The sequence below is a fragment of the Streptomyces sp. NPDC018031 genome, from assembly GCF_044327625.1.
Lineage (GTDB): Bacteria > Actinomycetota > Actinomycetes > Streptomycetales > Streptomycetaceae > Streptomyces.
Genome location: NZ_JBIRFT010000007.1, coordinates 53,101 through 77,078, shown reverse-complemented (window position 1 = coordinate 77,078; position 23,978 = coordinate 53,101). Strand labels below are relative to the sequence as shown.

At 73.9% G+C, this 23,978-nt stretch carries 17 protein-coding genes; 7 read left to right on the top strand and 10 right to left on the bottom strand.

Annotated elements, in window-relative coordinates:
- Nucleotides 1-33 precede the first annotated feature (33 nt).
- From ACH4B3_RS18365 to ACH4B3_RS18355, 3 genes are all read left to right on the top strand, one after another.
- Entirely contained in the window at nucleotides 34-675 is a 642-nt protein-coding gene (locus tag ACH4B3_RS18365; RefSeq protein WP_398463904.1) for a TetR/AcrR family transcriptional regulator, read from the top strand.
- Nucleotides 676-826: 151 nt separating this feature from the next.
- The gene (locus tag ACH4B3_RS18360) at nucleotides 827-1,399 is read left to right on the top strand and encodes a hypothetical protein (RefSeq protein WP_398463903.1); all 573 of its coding nucleotides are present in this window, start codon (nucleotides 827-829) and stop codon (nucleotides 1,397-1,399) included.
- Nucleotides 1,400-1,588: 189 nt separating this feature from the next.
- Nucleotides 1,589-3,403, top strand: a complete 1,815-nt coding sequence (locus ACH4B3_RS18355) for a glycoside hydrolase family 3 protein (protein ID WP_398464160.1) — start codon at nucleotides 1,589-1,591, stop codon at nucleotides 3,401-3,403.
- Nucleotides 3,404-3,514: 111 nt separating this feature from the next.
- Here ACH4B3_RS18355 and ACH4B3_RS18350 read toward each other — a convergent pair whose 3' ends face one another.
- Entirely contained in the window at nucleotides 3,515-4,969 is a 1,455-nt protein-coding gene (locus ACH4B3_RS18350; RefSeq protein ID WP_398463902.1) for a S28 family serine protease, read from the bottom strand.
- Between the two features lie 143 nt (nucleotides 4,970-5,112).
- Between ACH4B3_RS18350 and ACH4B3_RS18345 the strand changes: the two genes are divergently transcribed.
- A complete protein-coding gene (locus tag ACH4B3_RS18345; RefSeq protein WP_398463901.1) occupies nucleotides 5,113-5,568 on the top strand; it encodes a hypothetical protein in 456 nt (151 codons plus the stop codon).
- A gap of 521 nt (nucleotides 5,569-6,089) precedes the next feature.
- On the opposite strand, the gene ACH4B3_RS18340 is transcribed toward ACH4B3_RS18345, so the two are convergent.
- Nucleotides 6,090-9,935 carry an ABC transporter ATP-binding protein gene (locus ACH4B3_RS18340; RefSeq protein ID WP_398464158.1) on the bottom strand — a complete coding sequence of 1,282 codons (3,846 nt, stop codon included), beginning with the start codon at nucleotides 9,933-9,935 and terminating at the stop codon, nucleotides 6,090-6,092.
- A gap of 161 nt (nucleotides 9,936-10,096) precedes the next feature.
- Nucleotides 10,097-10,381: a helix-turn-helix domain-containing protein gene (locus ACH4B3_RS18335; RefSeq protein ID WP_398463900.1), complete on the bottom strand. Its 285-nt coding sequence runs from the start codon at nucleotides 10,379-10,381 to the stop codon at nucleotides 10,097-10,099.
- Nucleotides 10,382-10,527: 146 nt separating this feature from the next.
- Here ACH4B3_RS18335 and map point away from each other — a divergent pair, with 146 nt between their 5' ends.
- Complete coding sequence (map, locus tag ACH4B3_RS18330; protein ID WP_398463899.1) at nucleotides 10,528-11,295, top strand: type I methionyl aminopeptidase; 768 nt, start codon at nucleotides 10,528-10,530, stop codon at nucleotides 11,293-11,295.
- A 102-nt stretch (nucleotides 11,296-11,397) separates the two neighbouring features.
- On the opposite strand, the gene ACH4B3_RS18325 is transcribed toward map, so the two are convergent.
- The 4 genes from ACH4B3_RS18325 to speB all read right to left on the bottom strand — a co-directional run bounded on the left by ACH4B3_RS18325 (nucleotide 11,398) and on the right by speB (nucleotide 17,743).
- Complete coding sequence (locus tag ACH4B3_RS18325; RefSeq protein WP_398463898.1) at nucleotides 11,398-12,369, bottom strand: pyridoxal-phosphate dependent enzyme; 972 nt, start codon at nucleotides 12,367-12,369, stop codon at nucleotides 11,398-11,400.
- 56 nt (nucleotides 12,370-12,425) lie between these two features.
- On the bottom strand, nucleotides 12,426-13,148 hold the full coding sequence (locus ACH4B3_RS18320; RefSeq protein ID WP_398463897.1) for a transcriptional regulator: 723 nt from the start codon (nucleotides 13,146-13,148) through the stop codon (nucleotides 12,426-12,428).
- 364 nt (nucleotides 13,149-13,512) lie between these two features.
- On the bottom strand, nucleotides 13,513-16,299 hold the full coding sequence (locus ACH4B3_RS18315; protein WP_398463896.1) for a glycosyl hydrolase family 65 protein: 2,787 nt from the start codon (nucleotides 16,297-16,299) through the stop codon (nucleotides 13,513-13,515).
- 451 nt (nucleotides 16,300-16,750) lie between these two features.
- On the bottom strand, nucleotides 16,751-17,743 hold the full coding sequence (speB, locus tag ACH4B3_RS18310) for an agmatinase (protein ID WP_398463895.1): 993 nt from the start codon (nucleotides 17,741-17,743) through the stop codon (nucleotides 16,751-16,753).
- A gap of 143 nt (nucleotides 17,744-17,886) precedes the next feature.
- On the opposite strand from speB, the gene ACH4B3_RS18305 reads away from it, so the two are divergent.
- On the top strand, nucleotides 17,887-18,696 hold the full coding sequence (locus ACH4B3_RS18305) for a phosphatase (RefSeq protein ID WP_398463894.1): 810 nt from the start codon (nucleotides 17,887-17,889) through the stop codon (nucleotides 18,694-18,696).
- A 232-nt stretch (nucleotides 18,697-18,928) separates the two neighbouring features.
- On the opposite strand, the gene ACH4B3_RS18300 is transcribed toward ACH4B3_RS18305, so the two are convergent.
- The 3 genes from ACH4B3_RS18300 to ACH4B3_RS18290 all read right to left on the bottom strand — a co-directional run bounded on the left by ACH4B3_RS18300 (nucleotide 18,929) and on the right by ACH4B3_RS18290 (nucleotide 22,157).
- On the bottom strand, nucleotides 18,929-19,834 hold the full coding sequence (locus ACH4B3_RS18300; RefSeq protein ID WP_398463893.1) for an acyl-CoA thioesterase: 906 nt from the start codon (nucleotides 19,832-19,834) through the stop codon (nucleotides 18,929-18,931).
- Between the two features lie 61 nt (nucleotides 19,835-19,895).
- Nucleotides 19,896-21,053, bottom strand: coding sequence for an acyl-CoA dehydrogenase family protein (locus ACH4B3_RS18295; RefSeq protein WP_398463892.1), 1,158 nt, complete (start codon nucleotides 21,051-21,053; stop codon nucleotides 19,896-19,898).
- 498 nt (nucleotides 21,054-21,551) lie between these two features.
- Nucleotides 21,552-22,157 carry a TetR/AcrR family transcriptional regulator gene (locus ACH4B3_RS18290; protein ID WP_398463891.1) on the bottom strand — a complete coding sequence of 202 codons (606 nt, stop codon included), beginning with the start codon at nucleotides 22,155-22,157 and terminating at the stop codon, nucleotides 21,552-21,554.
- 173 nt (nucleotides 22,158-22,330) lie between these two features.
- Between ACH4B3_RS18290 and ACH4B3_RS18285 the strand changes: the two genes are divergently transcribed.
- Entirely contained in the window at nucleotides 22,331-23,974 is a 1,644-nt protein-coding gene (locus tag ACH4B3_RS18285) for a carboxyl transferase domain-containing protein (protein WP_398463890.1), read from the top strand.
- The last annotated feature ends 4 nt before the right edge of the window (nucleotides 23,975-23,978 follow it).

Genomic DNA, 23,978 nt, shown 5'->3' with positions numbered 1-23,978 from the left:
ACGATGCAGCAGCGGCGAGAGGAGGGGTCACACGTGACGACGGACGCCAAAGGCACCCCGGACACCAAGGACCGGCTGATCGAGGCGGCCACGGCGGTGCTCCGGCAGCACGGCTACAGCGGCACCAGCGCCCGCACCATCGCCAAGGCGGCCGGGGTCAACTCGGCGCTGGTCTTCTACCACTTCGGCGGCGTCGACCCGCTGCTGCTCGCCGCCCTGGACCGGTCCTCGGCCGAACGGATGGCGCTGCACAGCGCCACCATCAAGGACGTCCGCACCCTGGAGGAACTCGCCGAGGCGGCCACCCGCATCTACCGGGACGACCTGGAAGGCGGGCACATCACGCTCTTCACCGAGCTGGTGGCCGCCGCCGTCGCCAAACCGGAGCTGCGCGAGGAGGTGTCGCGGCGCGCCGAGCCGTGGCTGGAGTTCGTGGAGACCACCCTGGACCGGGTGATCGGCGGCACCCCGCTGGCCCGGCTGACCCCGCCCCGGGACCTGGCCAACGCCGCGATCACCTTCTACCTCGGGGTGAACCTCTTCACCGTGCTGGACACCGACCGCTCCCGCACCGAATCGGTCTTCGCGATGGTCCAGCGGCTCGCTCCACGGGCCAAACTGCTCACCATGCGACTCCCCGGACGGCGCAGCGGGGCGCGGCGCAGCTCCGAGTAGCCGCCGTGGCGCGCACCATGGGCCTATGCGCCCCGACGTCCGCGCCCCCGCCACCGCCACCGTCACCGCCCGCACCCGGCCCCGGTCGCCCGGCCGTCTCCGGCGCCGCGCCCACGCGGAACCGGACCGGCCCGTGCCACGTCGGAGCGGCATGCCGCTGATCGACGTCCGGCGCGCGGCGCCGACCGCGCTGCCGACCGCCCTCCTCGCCGCCGTGCTCACCGTCCTGCTCGCCGGCTGCGGGCAGCAGGGCACCACCGCCGGCGCGCCGCCCGACGACGGGCGCCCGCCGGGCACCGGGACGTCCCCCGGCCCGTCCTCCGAAGCGCCCGCCACCCCCGGCCCGGGCGCGGACTCCCGGATCGACACCGGAGTGGCGCACTTCGCCAGTTCGGCCGGATCGGTGCCGCAGGTCCGCACGGTGATCCGGAGCCGCGCGGAACTGGCGGCGTTCGCCGGGCGGTTCGGCAAACGGTCGGCGAAGATCACCGCCGATGCCGCCGGCACCGACTTCTCCGCCCACGCCCTGGTCGGCTGGTCGTCCACGACCGGGTGCGCGCAGTGGCCGTCCGCGACGCTGCACCACGCCGGCCGCGGCACCCTGGCCGTGCTGCCGGGCCCGCACCCGGCCCCGCCGCCCGAGTGCTTCGCCCCGTACCACACCATCGCCGTCTTCACCGTGCCGCACGACCGGCTGCCGGACCGCCCCCGGTTCCCCGGCTGAAGCCGCCGGATCGTCCGCGTTCCCCCCATTGACCCGCCGCCGGATCTGCCCGTATCCGTATCGGTGTCAGTGACAGCGCTTGCCACCCCCCTTCCACGCTAAGGAGCGCAAGTGCCAGACCACACCTCCCGCCCCCGTCCCCGCGCCGCCTCCCCGAGACCGTTCCCCGCCCCGCCCTCACGACGGGCCCTGTTCACCGCCACCGCCGCCGCGGCCGGCGCCGCGGCCCTGGGCGCCGGACAGGGCGGTGCCCACGCCGCCGAGGCCGCCCGCCGCCCCGACCGCGCCGAACTCCGCTCCCTCATCGCCCGGATGACGCTCCCGGAGAAGATCGGGCAGCTCTTCGTGATGCGGGTGTACGGGCACTCCGCCACCGCCCCGGACCCGGCGGACGCGGAGTCGAACCGCAAGGAGATGGGCGTGGCGAACGCCGCCGAGCTCATCGCCGCCTACCACGTCGGCGGCATCATCTACTTCGCCTGGGCGCACAACACCCGCGACCCGCACCAGATCGCGGAACTCTCCAACGGCATCCAGCGCGCCGGGCTCGCCCAGCCGGCCCCGGTACCGCTGCTGATCTCCACCGACCAGGAGCACGGCATCGTCGCCCGGGTCGGCGCGCCCGCGACCCTCTTCCCCGGCGCGATGGCCCTCGGCGCCGGGGGCAACGGCGCGGACGCCCGGGCCGCGGCCCGGACCGCGGGGCTGGAGCTGGCCGCGCTGGGCATCCGGCAGAACTACGCGCCGGTCGCCGACGTCAACGTCAACCCGGCCAACCCGGTGATCGGGGTGCGGTCCTTCGGCGCCGACCCGCGGGCCGTCTCCGAGCTGGTCGCCGCGCAGGTCCGGGGCTACCGCAGCGGCGGGGTCGCGGCCACCGCCAAGCACTTCCCGGGGCACGGCGACACCTCCGTGGACAGCCACGTCGGCCTGCCGCTGATCACCCACTCCCGGGCCGAGTGGGAGCGGCTGGACGCCCCGCCGTTCCGGGCCGCCATCGCCGCCGGGATCGACGCCATCATGACCGCCCACCTGCTCTTCCCGGCCCTGGACCCGGTCGACGACCCGGCCACCCTGTCCCGGCCCATCCTCACCGGGGTGCTCCGCGGCGAACTCGGGTTCGGCGGCGTGGTGGTCACCGACTCGCTGGGCATGGCCGGGGTGCGCGAGAAGTACGGTGACGACCGGGTGCCGGTGCTCGCGCTCAAGGCGGGCGCGGACCAGCTGCTGAACCCGCCGGACCTGCCGGCCGCCTGGCATGGGGTGCGCCGGGCCGTGGAGAGCGGCGAGATCCCCGAGTCCCGGCTGGACGAATCGATCCTGCGGATCCTGGAACTCAAGGCGCGCCGCGGTCTGTTCACCGATCCCTACACCACCCGGCAGGCGGTGGACCGCACCGTGGGCACCCGGGCGCACCGGGCCGCCGCCGACCGGATCGCCGGACACACCACCACGCTGCTGGTCAACGAGGACCGGCTGCTGCCGCTGTCCCGGCGCCGTCACCGCGATCTGCTGGTGGTCGGGGTGGATCCGGCCGCGCCCTCCGGTACCGGGGGCCCGCCCACCACCGTGCTCGCCCGCGCCCTGACCGAACTGGGCCACTCCGCCGAGGCGCGGTCGACCGGCACCGGCTCCCGGCCCGACCCGGCGCCGGAGGTGATCGACGCGGCGGTCGCGGCCGCGCGGGGCCGGGACGCGGTGATCGTGGCCACCTACAACGTGAGCGGCACCTCCAGCCAGCGCACCCTGGTCGCCGCGCTGGCCGCCACCGGTGTGCCGGTCGTCCACCTGGCGCTGCGCAACCCGTACGACATCGCCCGGTTGGCCGGCACCGGGGTGGCCGCCTCGCTGGCGGCCTACTCCTGGACCGACGTGGAGCTGCGGGCCGCCGCCCGGGTCATCGCCGGACGGACCCACCCGCGCGGCACCCTGCCGGTTCCGGTGCCGCGCGCCGACGACCCGTCCCGGGTGCTCTTCCCCGTCGGGTACGGCCTGCGCTACTGACCGGCCCGCCCGCACGGTCGCGCGGCCGGGCCGGGCGGAAACCGGCGGTCCCCGGACGGGCTCGTTCCGAGCCCGTCCGGGGACCGTGGGGTGGCGGCTGTCGCGGCGAGGTCAGGGACGCAGGCCCGGCATCCGCTGGATCTCCCGCTTGTCCAGCTTGGCGTCGTGCTTGGCCAGCGGCTTGGCGGGCTGGTCACCACTGATCACCGCGGCGGGCGCGACCCCGGCCCACTTGAGGATGGTGGCGGTGGCCTTCTCCTTCTCGCCCGCCTTCAGCGAGGCGACGTTCGCACCGTGGTTGGCACCCGGCGCGGAGTAGACGTAGGAGTCCTCGGCACCCTTGCCCAGGCGGAACGGTTCGGCACTCCACGGGTCGTTCTGCCCGTTGACGAACATCAGCTGCTCGCCCCGGTTGCGCACCCAGCGGTCGACGTCACGCATCGCGGCCGGCTTGAACTTCATCGGGATGTCCCGCGGCACGTACACGCGGGGGCCGAAGTAGCCGGGGTAGCGCAGCAGACCCTTCAGGTGCGGGTAGGCGACGGTGGGCGCGCCCAGCTCGGTGCCCGCCTGGTAGTAGTACGGCGTGTACGTCTCCAGGCCCTGGTCGGTCGAGGAGGAGAAGCCGGAGATCGCGTCGACGAAGGCGTACAGCTCGTCGGTGGAGGCGGTCGGCGCGGGGATGTCGGCGCAGTCCTTCTCCAGGCTGTACTGCCAGAACGCCCACACCATGTCCAGCACGGCGTTCTCGTACGCCTTGTCGACACTGCCGATGACCTTGAAGGTCTGCCCCTCGTCGTCCGCCCACTTCTGGTAGCGGGCGACCATCTCGTCGCGGCGGACCAGCGCCTCGCGCTGCACCGCGTTGAGCTTGTCGCGGCACTCCTTGGTCCCGACGGTCCGGAAGAACCGGTCGTACGCCGAATCCTCCTGGTTCACCACGTCGTTGGGCGCCACGTAGGCGACGGTGCCGTCCATGTCCTGGGGGAAGAAGCGGCGGTAGTAGGTGGCGGTCATGCCGCCCTTGCTGCCGCCGGTGGCCAGCCAGTTCTTGCCGTAGATCGGCTTCAGCGCCCGGTACAGGCGGTGCTGGTCACTGGCCGCCTGCCAGATGTCCAGCTTGGTCCAGTCGGCCGGGTTCGGCCGGGACGGAGTGAAGAACCGGTACTCCATCGACAGCTGGTTGCCGTCCACGATCTGCGTGGGCTCACTGCGCCGCGGACTGGTGTTGACGTTGTAGCCGGAGGTGAAGAACACCGTCGGCCGGTCGGTCGACTTGTGCAGCAGCGTGATGCGCTGCTTGAACGTCCCCTTGGACGGCTTGCGGTGGTCCACCGGCTGCTCGTACTCGAGCACGAAGAAGCGGTAGCCCTGATAGGGCTTCTCCTCCACGAAGCTCATCCCCGGTATCGCGAGGAGCCGGTCCTTGATGTCCGTGCTGGCGGCGGTCGCCGCACCGGCGGACGTGGCACCCTCATGCCCGGCGGCATGGGTGGTGGCCCCGGTGGCGCCGACGGTGCCTATGAGCACGGCCGACATCACCACACATCTGAGCGCCTTGTGCATTCGCCCTCCCCTGGGTCGCAAAGGTCGCCGCGAACCTACCCGCGCCACGCCCGCCCCGCCAGCCCCGATCAGCTCCCTTACGGATACGGAGAGTTGCGGCCCGCCCTCTTTCGTAGCGGCGCGTGATGACGCATGCTGCCTACATGGACCGAGACGAGGGCCGGGACGAACCACCGGAGCGGAGTGCGCGTACCGAGCGGTTGAGGCGCTATCTGGGTGAGCTTCAGGAGCGGGTCGACCCCCGCGCGCTGGAGTTGCTGATGCGGCTGCTGCACGAGGTGAGCTCGTCCCCCGCGGTACGCGGCGGGACCTACGAACTGGGCATGGGCCCGGAGGAGAAAGAGCTGTTCACACCCGCCCTGCAGGCCGAACTCCTGGTGCTGCTGGGGCTGCTCACCGCACAGGAGGAGCGGATCGTGGTCGATCTGGGGGACACTCCGCACGCCCGCGGGATGCAGGTCCTGGTGGAGCCGGACCAGGCGGACGACCCGGATTTCCTGGCCCGCCACAAGAGCCGGATCGCCGCCGACGCGGAGCGGCGGGAGCGGGACCGGCAGGAGGTCGAGGCGATCGCACGGGCCAGTGGCATGGAGCCGTGACGATCACTCAGAGTGAAACGAGGCGGAGAGGTGCGGGCAGGAAATCGATGCTGATTTTCAGTACCGATGCGGCCGTACGGGGCGGACCGAGCGGTAACCGGACGGTGTGAGCAGCCCGGCGCGGAGCCGCCCCGGGCGCGCGCTGCCCCCGCCGCGCGGCAGGCCGGCTCCTGCCCGTCTCCGGCTCGTCCCCGTTCCCGCCCGTCCCGGCCCCCGTTCCCGCCCGTCGGCCGCGAACGCCCGTTTCGGCGTCCCTCCCCCGGCCGGCACCCGTCCCCGTCCTCGGCATCGTCCTCGTCCGAGTCCTCGCGTCGTGGCCGGCGTCATCCGAGTCCTCGCGTCGTGGCCGGCGTCATCCCCGGCGTCGTGAATCGGCTGCCGGAGCCCCCGCGGGGACCGGGAGGGACCGGCGCCGCGCCCGTCCCCTCCCTGTCCTCGTCCGCGTCCCTGTCCTCGGCGTCGTGGCCGGCGTCGACCCGGCGTCGTGAAACGGCTGCCGGGGCGCCCGTTGGCCGCGGGGCTCAGACCTGTGCGGGCTCCGCCTCTCCGACGAACGTCCGCCACAGCTCGGCGTACCGCCCCTCCCGGGCCAGCAGTTCCTCGTGGGTGCCGTCCTCGACGACCCGGCCATGGTCCATCACCACCACCCGGTCCGCGCGCGCCGCCGTGGTCAGCCGGTGGGCGACGACCAGGGTGGTGCGCCTCCCGGCGAGCCGGTCGGTCGCCTGGTTCACCAGCGCCTCGGTGGCCAGGTCCAGGGCGGCGGTCGCCTCGTCGAGCAGCAGGACGTCGGGGTCCACCAGCTCGGCCCGGGCCAGGGCTATCAACTGCCGCTGTCCCGCGGAGAGGTTGCGTCCCCGCTCGGCCACCTCGTGCAGATAGCCGCCGTCCAGCGTGGCGACCATGGCATGCGCCCCGACCGCGCGGGCCGCCGCCTCCACCTCCGCGTCGGTGGCCTCCGGGCGCCCGTAGGCGATGGCGTCGCGGACGGTGCCGGGGAAGAGGTACGACTCCTGCGGCACCACTCCGAGCCGGCGGCGGTACGCCGTCAGATCGAGTTCGCGCACGTCCGTGCCGTCCACCCGGACCGCGCCGGAGGTCGGGTCGTAGAACCGGGCCACCAGCTTGACCAGGGTCGACTTGCCCGCGCCGGTCTCGCCGACGAACGCCACGGTCTGCCCCGCGGGTATCCGGAGGTCGATGCCGGCCAGCGCCTCCTCGTCCGCGCCGTCCGCCCCGCCGTACCGGAAGCGCACGTCCTCGAAGACCACCTCGCCGCTCAGCCCCCGCACCTCGCGCGGGGCCTCGGCGGCGGGGGTGCTGGTCGGCTCCCGCAGCAGCTCCTGGATCCGGCGGAGCGACACGCTCGCCTGCTGGTAGCCGTCGAACACCTGGGACAGCTGCTGCACCGGCGCGAAGAACAGGTCGATGTAGAGCAGGTAGGCGACCAGCGCGCCCGCGGTCAGCGTGTCGTCCGCGACCCGCTGGGCGCCGACGATCAGTACCGCGGCGGCGGCCACCGACGCCAGCAGCTGGACGAACGGGAAGTACACCGATATCAGCCACTGGCCGTGGACCCGGGCCTGCCGGTAGCCGTCGCTCCGCTCGGCGAACCGCGCGCGGCCGGTGTCCTCGCGGCGGAACGCCTGCACGATGCGCAGCCCGGCGACGTTCTCCTGGAGGTCGGCGTTGACACCGCTGACCCGCTCCCGCGCCAGCTCGTACGCCTTGACGCTCTGCCGCCGGAAGAAGACGGTGCCGATGATCAGCGGAGGCAGCGTCGCGAACACCACCAGCGCCAGCTGGACGTCGATGACCAGCAGCGCCACCAGGATGCCGAAGAAGCTCAGCAGGCTGACCACCGCGGTGACCAGTCCGGTCTGCAGGAAGGTGGAGAGCGCGTCCACGTCGGTGGTCATCCGGGTCATGACCTTGCCGGTCAGTTCGCGCTCGTAGTAGTCGAGGCCGAGCCGCTGCAGCTGGGCGAAGATCTTGACGCGCAGCGAGTACAGCACCCGCTCACCGGTGCGGCCGGTCAGCCGGGTCTCGCCGATCTGCGCCACCCACTGGCCCAGCACGACCAGCAGGGCGAGACCGGAGGCGGCCCACACCGCGCCCAGCGCGGCGCGCTGAACACCCTCGTCGATGCCGTGCCGGATGAGCACCGGCAGCAGCAGCCCGGCCAGCGCGTCGAGGGCGACCAGCAGCAGCGCGGCGGTCAGCGGCGCTCCGAACCCGCGCAGCAGCTGCCGCAGCCCGTACTCCTTCTCGGGCCGCTCGGCCGCTGCCTCGTCGATGGCCGGGGTGTCGGTGGCCGCGGGGAGCGCGGCCACCTTGGCGAGCAGGTCCGGGGTGGCGGGCATACCGGCCAGCGCACCGGCCATCGCGCCCGGGCGGCCGGCGGCCGCGGCGTCCGATCCGGTCGCCGCCGGGCCCTCCTGGGCGGTGCCGCCGTCCTGGGAGCGGACCCACAGCTCGGGGGTGACCCCGTCCACCACGCGACGACGCGCGTTGACCGGCTCGCTGTCGATCTCCGCCTCGACCTCCAGCCCGGCTTCCAGCGCCAGGTCCACCTCGCGGCCCGCGGCCCGCCCGGCGACCGCGAGCCCGGCCGGGTCCCGGGCCACCCCGCCCAGTTCGTCCGGGTCGGTGAGCAGCGCCCGGTACAGCTCGCAGCGGGCCCGCAGCTCGTCATGGGTGCCCACGTCGACCACCCGGCCGGCGTCCAGCACCGCGACGCGGTCGGCGAGCGACAGGGTGGACAGGCGGTGGGCGATCAGCAGCGTGGTCCGGCCCGCCATCACCCCGCGCAGCGCCTCGTGGATCTCGTGCTCGACCCGGGCGTCCACCGCGGAGGTGGCGTCGTCCAGCACCAGCAGTCGCGGATCGGTGAGGATGGCACGGGCCAGGGCGATGCGCTGGCGCTGACCGCCGGAGAGGGTCAGGCCCTGTTCCCCCACCTCGGTGTCGTAGCCCTGGGGCAGCGCGGTGATGAAGGCGTCGGCCTGGGCGGCCCGGGCCGCCGCGCGTATCTGCTCCTCGGTGGCGTCCGGCACCCCGTAGGCGATGTTCGCGCGCACGGTGTCGGAGAAGAGGAAGCTGCTCTCCGGGACCAGCCCGATGGCCGAGCGCAGCGACCGGTAGGTCAGGTCCCGGACGTCGTGGCCACCGATCCGCACCGCGCCGCCGGACGGGTCGTAGAAGCGCGGCAGCAGCAGTGACAGCGTGGACTTGCCGCTGCCCGAGGCGCCGACCACCGCCAGGGTCTCGCCCGGCTCGATGCGCAGCGAGACCTCCTTGAGCACCGGGCGCTCCGTGTCGTAGCCGAAGCCGACCCGGTCGAACTCCACCGTGGCGGGGGCGTCGGCGGGCAGCTCACGGGCGTCCGGCCGCTCGCTGATCGCGGGCTCGGTGTCGATGAGCTCGAAGACCCGCTCCACACCGGCCCGGGCCTGCTGGCCCATGGTCAGCATCATGGTGAGCATCCGCACCGGTCCGACGAGCTGCGCCAGATAGGTGGAGAAGGCCACGAAGGTACCGAGCGTGACCTGCCCGCGGCTGGCCATCCAGCCGCCGAGCGCCAGCATGGCCACCTGGCCCAGTGCCGGGACGGCCTGGAGCGCCGGGGTGTAGCGGGCGTTGAGCCGGACGGTCCGCAGGCGCGCGGCGAACAGACTCCGGCCGGCCTCGCGGAGCTTCCCGGTCTCCTGCTCCTCCTGGCCGAACCCCTTGACGACCCGGACCCCGGTGACGGCCCCGTCGACGACCCCGGCCACGGCCGCGGCCTGTCCCTGGGCGTACCAGGTGGCCGGGAACAGCCGAATGCGGCTGCGCGAGGCGAGGATCCACAGGGCGGGGGCGACGGCCAGCACCACGACGGTGAGCAGGGGCGACAGGACCGCCATCACGACCAGCGAGATGAGGAACAGCAGAACGTTGCCGATCATCATCGGCACCATGAACAGCAGCCCCTGGATGAGCTGGAGGTCGCTGGTGCCGCGGCCGACGACCTGGCCGGTGCTGAGCTCGTCCTGCCGTCTGCCGTCCATGCGCGATATCGACCGGAACATCTCGGTCCGCAGGTCGTGCTGGACGTCCAGGGCGAGCCGGCCGCCGTAGAAGCGGCGGAGGTAGGTGAGGACGTAGACCACCACGGCGGCGACGACCAGCAGGGTGGCCCACGGGGCGATGGGCCGCTCCTGGTCCACGATCACGTCGTCGATGATCACCTTGGGGACGAGCGGCACCAGCGCCATGACCGCCATGCCGGCGAGCGAGGCACCCAGCGAGAGCAGCACGTTGCGCCGGTACCGCCAGCAGTACCGGGTGAGCCTGCGCACCCAGCCCTGTTGCTCTCCGTCCCCCATCGACGCGCTTGCCACCCGCGACCTCCCCGTCTTCACGCTTCGTCTCCGCCCCGTGGCGTGGCTCGCCACCGGATGCTGCAACGCACACACGTGCGGATTTCATCCTGCTGCAACAAAAGAAACCCGGAAGGGTGAAGTGGGCCGTACGGGCGACGCCCGCGTCAGGCGGCGGCGTGTCCGGCTTCCTCCGGCGGGACGACCGTGATCTCCGCGCAGCGCGCGGCGAGGTCGTCCAGGGCCAGTCCCAGTGCGGTGGCCAGCGCGGCGACGGTGAAGAAGGCCGGGGTCGGGGCCCGCCCGGTCTCGATCTTCCGGAGGGTCTCGGCGGAGATGCCGGCCGCCGCGGCGACGGTGGCCATGCTCCGTTCGCCGCGCGCCTCGCGCAGCAGGACGCCGAGGTGGCGGCCGCGTTCGCGTTCCAGTGGGGTCAGGGGGGTGCGCACCATGACCGTGATACTAATACCGGTATAAGAATTGGGAGCCGGTGCGCTCCATGTCGCGCCCCGGATGTTCGGCGGCGCGCGCGGACCCGGCGGCCCCCGAAGACAGCCGTTGTACGGGAAGAAACGGGAAGAAGCGGAGAGAGCCGGCCATGGTGGAGATCAAGACGGACGCGGCCCTGGACGCCATGCGCGAAGCCGGGCGCGTGGTGGCGGAGGCGCTGGACACGGTGCGCGGCGCTGCCGCGGTCGGGGTCCGGCTCCGGGAACTGGACGAGGCGGCGCGGACGGTGCTCCGCGAGGCGGGAGCCGACTCGCCCTTCCTGGGCTACCGGCCGGACTTCGCGCCGGTCCCCTTCCCGGCCGTCATCTGCGCGTCCGTCAACGACGCGATCGTGCACGGCATCCCGGACGGCTACCGGCTGCGCGACGGCGACCTGGTGAGCATCGACTGCGGTGCGGTGGTCGACGGCTGGGTCGGCGACGCCGCGGTCAGCTTCACCGTCGGCACCCCGCGCCCCGAGGACCAGCGGCTGATCGAGGCCACCGAACGCGCCCTCGCGGCGGCCGTGGAGGCCGCCGTGGTGGGCGCCCGGATGGGAGACATCGGGCACGCCATCGCCTCGGTCGGCCGGGCCGCCGGGTACGGCATCCCGGCCGATTTCGGCGGCCACGGCATCGGCCGCCGGATGCACGAGGATCCGCCGGTGCCCAACGAGGGCCGGCCCGGGCGCGGCTTCCCGCTGCGGCACGGGCTGGTGCTGGCCATCGAGCCGATGTTCCTGGCCGGCGGCTCCGACGACTACCTGACCGACCACGACGGCTGGACGCTGCGCACCACGGACGGCGCCCGGGCCGCGCACAGCGAACACACGGTGGCCGTCACCGAGGACGGCCCCCGGGTGCTCACCGTCCGCTGAACCGGCCCGGGCACCCGGGCACCCCGCCGACGGCCGCCGGCGCCGGAGCCCGGTCGACGGCCGGGCCGCCCGCGGGCGCACCGCGCCGGCCGGCCACCCCGCTCAGCGCGCCCCCACCAGTTCGGCGAAGCGGGCCGGGTCGATGTTGCCGCCGGAGACCACCACGCCCACCCGCGGCGGCAGCGCCCCCAGCCGGCCCGCGAGCAGTGCGGCCAGCCCGGTCGCGCCGCTCGGCTCCACCACGATCTTCAGCCGGGTAAAGGCGAACTCCATGGCGTCGCGGATCTCGTCGTCGCTGACCAGCACCACTTCGTCCAGCAGCCGCCGGTTGACGGCGAAGGACAGCTCGCCGGGCATCTCCAGCGCCTGGCCGTCGGCGATGGTGCGCGGCACCGGGATCCGCACCCGCCGCCCGGCCTCCAGCGAGCGCTTGTAGTCGTCGCCCGCCTCCGGCTCCACGCCGACGGTACGGACCGCCGGGTCCACGGCCCGCACGGCGGTGGCGCACCCGGCCATCAGTCCGCCGCCGCCGACCGGGGCGACCAGGGCCCCCAGCCCGGCGACCTGCTCGGCGAGTTCCAGTCCGACGGTCCCCTGGCCCGCGATGACGTGCGGGTGCTCGTAGGGCGGGACGAGGGTCAGCCCGCGTTCGGCCGCCAGCTGCTCCCCCAGCGCGATCCGGTCGCCGGTGTAGCGGTCGTAGGTGACGACCTCCGCCCCGTAGCCGAGGGTGGCCTCCCGCTTCGTCCGGGGGGCGTCCTCCGGCATGAGGATCACGGCGGGCGCGCCCAGCATCCTGGCGGCGAGGGCGACGGCCTGGGCGTGGTTGCCGGAGGAGTAGGCGGCCACGCCGCGGCGCAGCCGCTCGGGCGGGAGCTGGGCGATGGTGTTGTAGGCGCCGCGGAACTTGAACGCGCCCACCCGCTGGAAGTTCTCGCACTTGAGGAAGATCTCCGCGCCGACCCGTTCGTCCAGGGTGCGCGAGGTCAGTACCGGGGTGCGGTGCGCCACGCCCTCGAGCCGGGCCGCGGCGGCGCGGATGTCGTCGATGGTGACCTGCTCGGTGCTGGTCATGGGATCCGGCGTCCTCTCACTCGTCGATCACTCCTGCGGGCCGTGTCACTCGTCGATCACTCCCGGGGGCCGTGCGTGTCCTCGCTCCTGCGGACATCGGCCAGGTAGGCGTATGCGGAGGCGCGGGAGATGCCGAGCCGGGCCGCCACCCGGGGCACCGCTCGCCGCACCGCGAAGACGCCGGTCGCGTCCAGCCGCCGGAACAGGGCGATCCGTTCGGCCCGGTCCAGATCGGCCCACTGCCTGCCCCGGGCGAGCTGGAGGCCGTCCACGGCGGCGTCGACCACGTCGTCCACGTCGTTGCTGAAGGTGGTGGTGGGCACCGCCGCCCCCGGGGCCGCGGGCGCCACCCCCACCAGATCACCGAGCACCTCGTGGGCCTGGTGGAGGGCGGTGATGTCGAGGTTGACGCAGAAGGCGCCGAACGCGGTGCCCCGGGTGGTGCGCAGCACCACCGTCGAGGACTTGAGCATCCGCCCGGAGGGGGTCCGGGTCACGTAGTTGAGCCGGTCGGGCGCGGCGTCGCCCTGCCGCAGCAGGTCCATGCCGATCTCGCTCATCGACCCTCCGACGGTGCGGCCGGTGAGGTCGCCCGCGATCAGCACCACCGAGCCGTCCGGCCGCCGGAAGTCGTGGACGACCACCTCGCAGGACCGGCCGAAGGTGGCCGCCAGCCCGTCGACGACCGGCCGTAGCGCCGCGAGGACGGCGTCGGCCTCGGCCCGGTCCGCCTCCGCATCCACGTCAGCGTTCACGTCCGCGTTCACGTCCGCGTTCACTCCATGCCTCCCTCCGGCACCGGACCGGTGCCGGCTCACGGAGACCGACCGGAGCCGACCCGGACGCCGACACGCTTCTGGATGGACTGTACAGCGCCTGGACGTTCCGTCCAACCCCGTCCGTCCAACCCCCTGTCCGGTCGGCCCCCGTCCGGTCGGCCCCTATCCGGCCCCTCTCCGATCACCCTCCGCCCGTCCGCCCCGCCCGTCCGCCCCCTGCCCGGTCGCCCGTCACCCGCCCGGCCCCCGCCTGGGCGTTCCCGCCGCCCCCTGCCCGGCCACCCGCCCCGGACAGCCGCGGCCCCCGCCCCCGGACCCGGCGGTCCAGGAGGCAGGGGCCCGGTGGCGCGGACCGGCCGGTGGCTCAGCCGCCGGCCGCTCGCCGCACCGACAACTCGGCGATCCCGGCTCGCTTCCGGTCGTCCGCCGAGACCACGGCCACCTCGACGTAGCGCGCCTCGCGGGCGCTTCCCCCGGGCCGCCAGTCGCTCCAGTGGACGCCGTCCGCCGAGGTGCGGACGGTGTGGCCGGTGGGCCGCACCGCGGTCCAGGTCGGCGTGATCCCGCCGATCCGCCGGACCCGGCCCAGGTCGGCGGTGAGCGTGCCGCGCACCCCGTCCGGCACCCAGGCGGTGGCGGTGCTGCCGTCCAGCGCGGCGCCCGCGTACATCCCGGGCTCCTCCGAGGAGGCCGTGGCGGTACGGCAGCGGGCCAGGTTGTCGGTGGGCTCCAGGTCCGGGCGGCGGGTCTTGAGGACCGCCGGGGAGCCGGCGCTGACCACCCGCTCACCCTGCGGGGTGTCGATCCGGAAGGGCTGCCCGGACGTCAGCCGCACCGTGGTCTCGTCGGGCCCGATGGCGACGTCGTAGCTACGGCCCTGCCAGCGCAGCCCCTTGAGGGTGACGCCCTGGGAGAGCTGCGGGGGCAGCATCGGGTCCAGGTGCACCCGGTCGGCGCGCAGCCGCTGCCCGGTCAGCCCCTGGGTGAAGACCTGCAGGAAGCCGCCCTTGCCGGTGAGGAAGTCCTGCGCCGGGGAACCCGCCAGCGGGTCGCTCGCCCCGGCCTTCTCGCCGCGCGCCTCGGAGAACTGGTGGAAGGGGCCGCGGACGAACGGCCGGATGGAACGCTCCAGGTAGGTGTGGGTGACGCAGCCGGGCTCGCCGATCGCCGCCGCGTCGATGGCGTGCACCGAGTCGGTCATGGCCGGCCCGTCGGGATCCGTCCGGGCGGCGTAGTAGGCGAGGGTGTTGGCGGCCGCCTGCCGCGACATGGGCCACTCCAGCGGGTACATCAGCAGCACCGTGTCGGCCTGCTTGATCACCGAACCCTGGTAGCCCGCGTACTGCAGGAAGACCTGCCGTTCGGCGTCGTAGGGGATGCGCAGCCGCTCCGCGATCCGGTTCCACTCGGCGGCCGGCCGTTCACCGAGCAGCCGGGCGGCGCGGGTGGCGGTGCGCAGGGTGGTGGCCGCTCCGGCGTTGGTGAAGACCCCGTCGTCCACCCCGTTGCTGTATTCGTCGGGCCCGGCGACGTCCTTCACCGAGTAACTGCCGTCGGCGTTCCGGGCGACCCGGCCGGACCAGAACTCGGCGATGCCCTTGAGGACCGGCCAGCCGCGCTCGCGCAGCCACCCCAGGTCGCCGGTGGCCAGGTAGTACTGCCACACCGCCAGCGCGATGTCGCTCTGCAGGTGGATCTGGGTGCGGCAGTGCGGTGGGTCCACGCTGTGGCACTCGGACGGCAGGTCGCCCCGGGCGCCGCTGGTCCACGGGTAGAAGAGGCCGGGGAAGCCCAGCCGGCGGGCGTTGGCGCGGGCTCCGGCGCGGGTCCGGTAGCGGTACTCGACGACCGTCCTGGCGAGTTCCGGGTGGGTGGCCAGCAGACCGGGGAACATCCAGGTCTCGGCGTCCCAGAAGATCAGTCCGCCGTAGTTGTCGCTGGTGAGCCCGGTCGGGGCGATGCTGTTCACGGCCCCGGTACGGGTGTTGGAGAGCAGTCCGTACCGGGCGGCGCGCAGCCATGCCTGGAGCTCCGGCCGGCCGGGGACCTCGACGTCGGCGCGCCACAGCTTCTCCCAGGCGGCGGTGTGCGCGCCCAGCAGCCGGTGCCAGCCGCGCCGGGCGGCCGCCTGGGAGACGGCGGTGGCGGCGGCGCGCGGGGCGCGGGAGGTGAGTTCGGTGTCCACCCCGACGTACTTGGTCAGTTCGTAGGACCGGCCGCGCTCCACCGGAAACGAAACGGCCTGCCGGGCCGTCAACTTCGCTACGTCCACGCCCTTTTGACGTTCACCCTTTGTATGGACACCGCGACCGGGTCGAAGCGTGGAGGCCACCGCCCCGTCGGTCCCGGTGCCGTCCGTGCGGAAGGCGACGTCCACCGTCCGGCCACCGGGGCGCGGTCCGCCGCCGGTCCCGGAGATCCGGCGGGCACCCCGCCCGTCCAGCAGGTCGGTGACGGTGGCCTGCCCGCTCCAGCGCGGCGTCATCAGCAGCCGCACGGCACCCGCCCGGGCGGTGTTGCGGTCGGCGAGCACCTCGAAGACCAGGTCGGTGGCGCGGCCGTCGGAGGCGGTCCAGGTGAGGGAGGTGCGGACCAGTCCGCAGCGCAGGAACTGGGTCTGCCGGTAGTTCGAGACGCGGTCGGCGCCGGTGGTGGGCCCGAAGGTCTCGCCCCGCTTGCCGCCGGTCCGCACCTCCAGCGACGTCCAGGTCGGGATGGCGGCGATGACCTGCCGATTCTCGGTGGTCTGCGGGTTGTTGGCATACAGCCCGGAGACGAACGAGCCGTCGTAGCGCGGAGTGAACAGCGGCCAGCCGGTCTTGGCCCCGGTCGCCGGGTACCCGGTGCCGTTCGGCGGGACGCGCTGGCCGAGGTAGCCGTTGCCGACGAACGCGTGGTGGCTGTCCTCGGGGTCGATCCGGGTGGCGGTGGGCGCCCAGGAGGCGTCGGACGCGGACCCGCCCGGGGTCCGCCGGGCGGCTCCGGCCCGGGTGCCGTCCGGGGCGCAGGAGGGGGTGGCGCGGGCGTGCGGATGGCCGGTGCCGGGGGTGCCGGCGGCGGCCGGGGTCGCGGGAACCGCCGCGGCGAGCGTGCTCACGAGGAGCGGCGCGAGGAGCCGGGCAGGACGGGACGGCCGGGGGGAGTGCCTCATCGTTCTCCGTCGCGGGTCGCGGAAAGGTCGCAGCGACAATAAAGACCTGAACACGTGACATCAATAGATCGCACAACATGTTCAGAAGATGAATGCATTCGGCCCAAGGAACCGTCCCCGGGCGGCACCGGGCGGACGGGTCGGCACGACAACGACGGCGCGGGATGCCGACGGGGACGGCGACCGGAGGGCGCCGACGGGCACGCCGGCCGGTGGGTGCCCGGGCCGGCTCGGGGGACGGCCGACCCGTCTCGGGGGACGGCCGACCCGGCTGGGGGCACGGCCGGCCCGGCTCGGAGGAAGGCCGACTCGGCTCGGCTCGGGGGACGGCCGGCCCCGGACGCGGCGCCCGCCGCCCGCCTCGGGGCGCGGCCGGCCCCGGACGTGCCGACGCCCGGCCTCCCCGCACGGGGAGGCCGGGCGTCGGGCCCGAGCGCGGAGGGTTCGGCCGTCAGGCCGCGCGCTCGGCCGCGATCTGGCGCGCCATGATCGTGGTCAGTTCGTACGCCGTGTGGGACGCGGCGACGGAGGTCATCTCGGCGTGGTCGTAGGCGGGGGCGACCTCGACCAGGTCGGCGGAGACCAGGTGGCAGCCGGCCAGCCCGCGCAGGATCTCCAGCAGCTCCCGCGAGGTGAGGCCGCCGGCCTCCGGGGTGCCGGTGCCCGGGGCGTGCGCGGGGTCCAGCACGTCGATGTCGATGGAGATGTACAGCGGGCGGTCGCCGATCCGCTGGCGGAGCTGGTCGGCCACCTCGTCCACGCCGCGTCGCATCACATCGGCGGAGGTCACGATGCCGAAGCCCATCTTCGCGTCGTCGTCCAGGTCCTGCTTGCCGTACAGCGGGCCCCGGGTGCCGACGTGGCTGAGCGCGGAGGTGTCGAGGATGCCCTCCTCGACCGCTCGGCGGAACGGCGTGCCATGGGTGTACTCGGCGCCGAAGTAGGTGTCCCAGGTGTCCAGGTGCGCGTCGAAGTGGAGCAGCGCCACCGGCCCGTGCTTGCGGGCCACCGAACGGAGGATGGGCAGCGCGATGGTGTGGTCGCCGCCGAGCGTCATCAGCCGGGCACCGGTGCCCAGCAGGTCGTCGGTGGCGGCCTCGATGGTCTCCACCGCCTCGTTGATGTTGAACGGGTTGGCGGCGATGTCCCCGGCGTCGGCCACCTGGGCGAGCGCGAACGGGGAGGCGTCCTGCGCCGGGTTGTACGGGCGCAGCAGCCGCGAGGCCTCGCGGATCGCGTTGCCGCCGAAGCGGGCGCCCGGACGGTAGGAGACCCCGGTGTCGAAGGGCACGCCGACCACCGCGACGTCGGCGGTGCCGCCGACCTCGTCGATGCGCGGCAGCCGGGCGAAGGTGGCCGGCCCGGCGTAGCGCGGGATGCGGGAGGAGTCGACCGGGCCTACGGGGCCGGCGGGCTGACCGGGCTGACGGGCGTCCGTGCTCATGCGGCTGCTGCCTCTCGGCGGTGCGGGATCAGGGGTACGACCTCCGAGGGTAGGCAGAACGACGGATTCCGCACATGTACGTTCCCGAGCCCCAAGCGCGGCCATTTGGACACCACGTCCATTTTCCGGGTTCAGGGGGGACAATGGGCGGCATGCCGATAGCCAGCCCCGTCCCGTCCCGGGCCGAACTGATCGATCACCTGGTCCGCACCCGCATCGCGGGCGACGTGGCCACCCCCCGCGACAACAACCTCTCCCACTACCGCAAGCTCGCGAACGGTGACCGGCACTACTGGTTCGGACTGGAATTCGGCGAGCGCTGGGCGGACGAGCAGGACGTCCTGGCCGTGATGGCGGAGCGGTGCGGCGTGGTCGACGACCCGCAGCACCGGATGGGCCAGGACACCATCGACCCGGAGCTGACCGTCGGGGCGCTGGACCGGATGGCGGCGGTGCTGCGGAAGGCCGCGAAGGGGCGGGAGCGGGTGCTCTTCGCCACCGGCCACCCGGGCGGCCTGCTGGACGTGCACCGGGCCACGGCCGTGGCGCTGCGGGCCGCGGGCTGCGAGATCGTGGAGATCCCCGGCGGGCTGACCGCCGACGAGGGCTATGTCTTCCAGTTCGCCGACGTGGCGGTGCTGGAGCGCGGGGCGACCCTGTGGCACACCCACTCCCCCGCCCCGATGGCCGCGATCCTGGACGGCCTGGAGCGCGAGGGCCGTCCGCTGCCGGACCTGGTGGTGGCCGACCACGGCTGGGCCGGCTGCGCGGCCCAGCGCGGGCTCACCGCGGTCGGTTACGCCGACTGCAACGACCCGGCGCTCTTCCTCGCCGAGGCGGAGGGCACCCTCGCGGTGGTGGTGCCGCTGGACGACCACGTCACCAACCCGCGGTTCTACGACCCGCTGACCGCGTACCTGCTGGACGCGGCCGGTCTGGCGTCCTGGGGCTGAGCCCGGCCGCGGCCCGCGGCCCGGTCCGCCGCGCCGGGGCCGCCCCGCCCGGCGCGGTCACACCCGCCCGCGGGTTCCCCGTACGCCGGCCGCGGTCCCCGGGCCGGGCGGCCGGGCCCCACCGCCCCGCTCCGGTCCTGGCCAGATCATCCGTACCCGGCCCCGCTCCGGTCCTGGCCGAACCATCCGTACCCGGGCGGGGGCCGGCCGCTTCCGGTGTGTGCCGCCGCGCTCAGCCTCCCGGCCGCCGCCGGGTGCGTGGGACGCGGACCATGCCCTCCTGGATGACCGAGACCGCGAGCCGCCCGTCCTGGGTGAAGATCCGCCCCTTGGCCAGCCCCCGCCCGCCGGACGACGACGGGCTCGCCTGGTCGTACAGCAGCCACTCGTCCACGCGGAACGGGCGGTGGAACCACATGGCGTGGTCCAGGCTGGCGCCGACCACGTCGCCCACCGCCCAGCCGCCCCGTCCGTGCGCGAGCAGGACCGGGTCCAGCAGCGTCATGTCGGACACATAGGCCGCCAGGCAGACGTGGAGCAGGGTGCCGTCCAGGTCGCCGTCGAGCTTGCCGTCGGTCCGGAACCACACCTGGGAGGCGGCTTCGCGGGGCTGCCCGATGCGCCCGTACGGCGGCTCGTCCACATAGCGCAGGTCGACCGCGGCGCGCGCCCGGAGCATCCGCCGGACGGTCCGCTCCGGGTCCGCGAAGCGGTGGGCGTAGCGGGGCAGCAGCTCCCCGGCGGTGGGCAGGGTCAGCGGGTCCGGGGCGTGCGGCATGGGCTCCTGGTGCTCCATGCCCTCCTCGTGCTCCTGGAAGGAGGCGGAGAGGTGGAAGATCGGGTTCCCGTGCTGCACCGCCACCACCCGCCGGTTGGTGAAGGAGAAGCCGTCGCGGATCCGGTCGACGGTGTAGACGATGGGCGCGCCGGGGTCGCCGGGGCGCAGGAAGTACGCGTGCAGGGAGTGCGGCGGCCGGTCCCCGGGGACGGTACGGCCGGCGGCGGCCAGCGCCTGCGCCGCCACCTGGCCGCCGAACACCCGCTCCACCAGGGAGGGCCGGCTGGCCCCGCGGAAGATGTCCCGGTCGATCTGCTCCAGGTCCAGCAGGTCCAGCAGGCTCCGCAGTGCGGGGTTCATGACCGGCCCGGGTTCCGGGTGGTGCGGGCCGCCGGGCGGCGCGCCGCCGCGGCCGGGCGGCTCACAGGCCCATCGACTTGGCGATGATGGAGCGCATGACCTCGCTGGTGCCGCCGTAGATGCGGGTGACCCGGGTGTCCGCGTACAGCCGGGCGATGGGGTACTCCATCATGTAGCCGTAACCGCCGTGCAGCTGGAGGCACTTGTCGATGACGACCGCCGCCCGCTCGGTGGTGAACAGCTTGGCGGAGGCCGCGTCGGCCGCGGTCAGCTCGCCCGCGTCGTGCGCGTCCAGCGCCCGGTCGACCACCGCCTGCATGGCGTCCACCTCGGACTTGCAGTCGGCGAGCACGAACTTGGTGTTCTGGAAGGACGCCACCGACGTGCCGAAGACCGAGCGGTCCCGCACGTACGCCTTGGCGAACTCGACCGCCGCGGCGGCCTGCGCGTAGGCGCCCACCGCGATGCCCAGCCGCTCCTGCGGCAGGTTCTGCCCGAGGTAGCCGAACGCCTTGCCCTCCTCGCCCAGCAGGTCCTCGACCGGCACCTTGACGTCGGTGAAGGAGAGTTCCGCGGTGTCGGAGGTCTTCAGACCCAGCTTCTCCAGCTTGCGGCCGACCGCGTAGCCCTCGCTGCGGGTGTCGACGACGAGGATGGAGATGCCGGCCCGGCGGTCCTCGGGGGTGGGCGGGGCGGTACGCGCGCAGACCAGCACCCGGTCGGCGAGGACTCCGCCGGTGATGAAGGTCTTGGCGCCGTTGAGGACGTAGTGGGTGCCGTCCTCGGAGAGCTTGGCGGTGGTCTTCATGCCGGCCAGGTCGGAGCCGGTGCCGGGCTCGGTCATGGCGATGGCGGTCATCATGTCGCCGGTGACGAAGGGCGGCAGCCAGCGCCGCTTCTGCTCCTCGTTGGCGTACTTGAGCAGGTACGGGAGGCAGAGTGCGGTGTGCACGCCGCTGCCGCCGAAGCTGACCCCGGCGCGCGCGATCTCCTCGGTGATGACGGCGTTGAACTTGAAGCTGGTCTCGCCCGCCCCGCCGTACTCCTCCGGCACCTCGATGCCGAAGACACCCAGCTCACCCAGCTTCTTGTAGAAGGAGCGCGGGGCCTGGCCGGCCTCCCGCCACTCCTCGTAGTGGGGCACGACCTCGGCGGCGATGAAGTCCCGGATCGTCTCGCGGAACGCCTCGTGGTCCTCGTTGAACACCGTGCGACGCATGCTGGAACCCTCCACTGGGCGCGACCGGGACGCTTCTGTCTAAGCGCTTGCTCAGTTCCCTGGCCGAAAAGCTACCCGCCGGTCAGTCGGCTGTCCAGAGGGACCGGACGCCCCGGGCCGCACCACCGGCCGCCGTACCCGTGCCCCGCCCGATGGCCCGCCGAGACCGTCCCGGCCCGGCCGTCCCGGCGCGGTTGCCCCGGCGCGGTTGTCCCGGCCGGACCGCCCCCGGTCCGGCTGCCCGCCCGGCGGACGCGCCCCGGCCGGCTCCTCCCACGGGGCTCGCCGAGGAGCCCGTCCCCACCCGGCTCCCCCGCCGCACGCCCCCGGCGCACCACTCGGCGGCGGGACCGGCCCGGAGCCGTCCGAGCGGGACCGGCCCCGCAACCGTCCGGCGCGGCCGACGCGGCGGCCGGGGGGTGCGGCCGACACGATGGCCGGGGGCGCGGCCGACACGATGGCCGGGGGCGCGGCCGACGCGGCGACCGGGCGGTGCGCTCAGTCAGTAGCAGCGGCCGCACCGAAGGCGCCCAGCGCCAGCCGGTGCAGCAGCGCGGCGGTGGCGTCCCGGCCCGGCAGCGCACCCGGCCGGCCCAGGTGCGGGGTGGAGTTGAGCAGGCCGAACACGGCGTGCACGGCGGCCCGCGCCGGGCTCTCCGCCAGCCCCGGGTACACCTTCCGCACCACCTCCACCCACAGCTCGACGTACTGCCGCTGGAGCTGGCGCACCAGCTTGCGGTCGCTGTCCCGGAGCCGGTCCAGCTCCCGGTCGTGCAGGGTGATCAGCGGGCGGTCGTCGAGGGCGAAGTCGATATGGCCCTCGACCAGCGAGTCCAGGACGGCGGCGGGCGGCAGCCCCTCCGCCGCGGCGTCGGCGACCCGCCGCTTGCCGCCGGTGAGCAGCCGGCCGCTGATCCCCACCAGCAGCTCGGCGAGCATCGCGTCCTTGCCCGCGAAGTGACGGTAGAGACCGGGGCCGCTGATGCCCACCGCGGCGCCTATCTCGTCGACACCGACACCGTGGAAGCCGCGCTCCGCGAAGAGCCGGGCGGCCTCGCGCAGGATCTGGTCACGGCGGGTGGGGGCGGGCGCGTGGGTGCTCATGAAATTGATTCTAGACAGCGGCGTTAGTGGTCGTTAACCTATTGGCAACAGGTTAACGCTCATTAACCGACCGGAGGGCCGGGCGGACGGGTCGGAACGGCCCTCCCCCGCAGGACCGGCGGCCCCGGCAGGGGATCGGTCGGAGCGGATTCGGGCAAGGGGGCTCGTAGCCAATGGAGCAGGCACCGGTGCTGACAAGCGGCGCCGATCCGGCGTCCGACGCCTGGCGCGCCAACGAGAGCGCGCACCGCGAGCTGGCGGCGCGGCTGCGCGAGAAGCTCGCGGCGGCGCGGCTGGGCGGCGGCGAGAAGGCGCGGGCGCGGCACACCGCGCGCGGCAAGCTGCTGCCGCGCGACCGGGTGGACACGCTGCTGGATCCGGGATCGCCCTTCCTGGAACTGGCGCCACTGGCGGCGGACGGGATGTACGGGGACCAGGCCCCCGCGGCCGGCGTGATCGCCGGGATCGGGCGGGTGGCCGGCCGCGAGGTGGTGGTGGTCGCCAACGACGCCACCGTCAAGGGCGGCACCTACTACCCGATGACGGTGAAGAAGCACCTGCGCGCCCAGGAGGTGGCGCTGGAGAACCGGCTGCCCTGCGTCTACCTGGTGGACTCCGGCGGCGCGTTCCTGCCGATGCAGGACGAGGTCTTCCCGGACCGCGAGCACTTCGGCCGCATCTTCTACAACCAGGCGCGGATGTCCGGCGCCGGCATCCCGCAGGTCGCGGCGGTGCTCGGGTCGTGTACCGCGGGCGGGGCGTACGTCCCGGCGATGAGCGACGAAGCGGTGATCGTCCGCGAGCAGGGCACCATCTTCCTGGGCGGCCCACCGCTGGTGAAGGCCGCCACCGGTGAGGTGGTCACCGCCGAGGAGCTGGGCGGTGGCGAGGTGCACTCCAAGGTGTCCGGGGTAACCGACCACCTCGCGGAGGACGACGCGCACGCGCTGCGGATCGTCCGGTCCATCGTCTCGACCCTGCCCGCGTCGCTCGCCCGCCGCGGCCGGCTGCCGTGGCAGGTGACCGCCGCCGAGGAGCCCGCGGTCGACCCCGCCGGGCTGTACGGCGCGGTCCCGGTGGACTCGCGCACCCCGTACGACGTGCGCGAGGTGATCGCCCGGGTGGTGGACGGCTCGCGGTTCGCGGAGTTCAAGGCCGAGTTCGGGACCACCCTGGTGACCGGGTTCGCCCGGATCCAGGGCCACCCGGTGGGCATCGTGGCCAACAACGGCATCCTGTTCGCCGAATCCGCCCAGAAGGGCGCCCACTTCATCGAACTGTGCGACCAGCGCGGCATCCCGCTGGTCTTCCTGCAGAACATCTCCGGGTTCATGGTCGGCCGGAGCTACGAGGCGGGCGGCATCGCCAAGCACGGCGCCAAGATGGTCACTGCGGTGGCCTGCACCCGGGTCCCCAAGCTGACGGTCGTCATCGGCGGCTCGTACGGGGCGGGCAACTACTCCATGTGCGGCCGCGCCTATTCGCCGCGCTTCATGTGGATGTGGCCGAACGCCAAGATCTCGGTGATGGGCGGCGAGCAGGCCGCCTCGGTGCTCGCCACGGTCAAGCGCGACCAGCTGGAAGCGCGCGGCGAGGAGTGGAGCCAGGAGGCGGAGGCCGGGTTCCGGGCCCCGATCCGGGAGCAGTACGAGACCCAGGGCAGCGCCTACTACGCGACCGCCCGGCTGTGGGACGACGGCGTGATCGATCCGCTGGAGACCCGGACGGTGCTCGGGCTGGCGCTCACCGCCTGCGCCAACGCGCCGCTGCCCGAGAAGGACCCCGCGGCGCCCGGCTACGGCGTCTTCCGGATGTGACGAG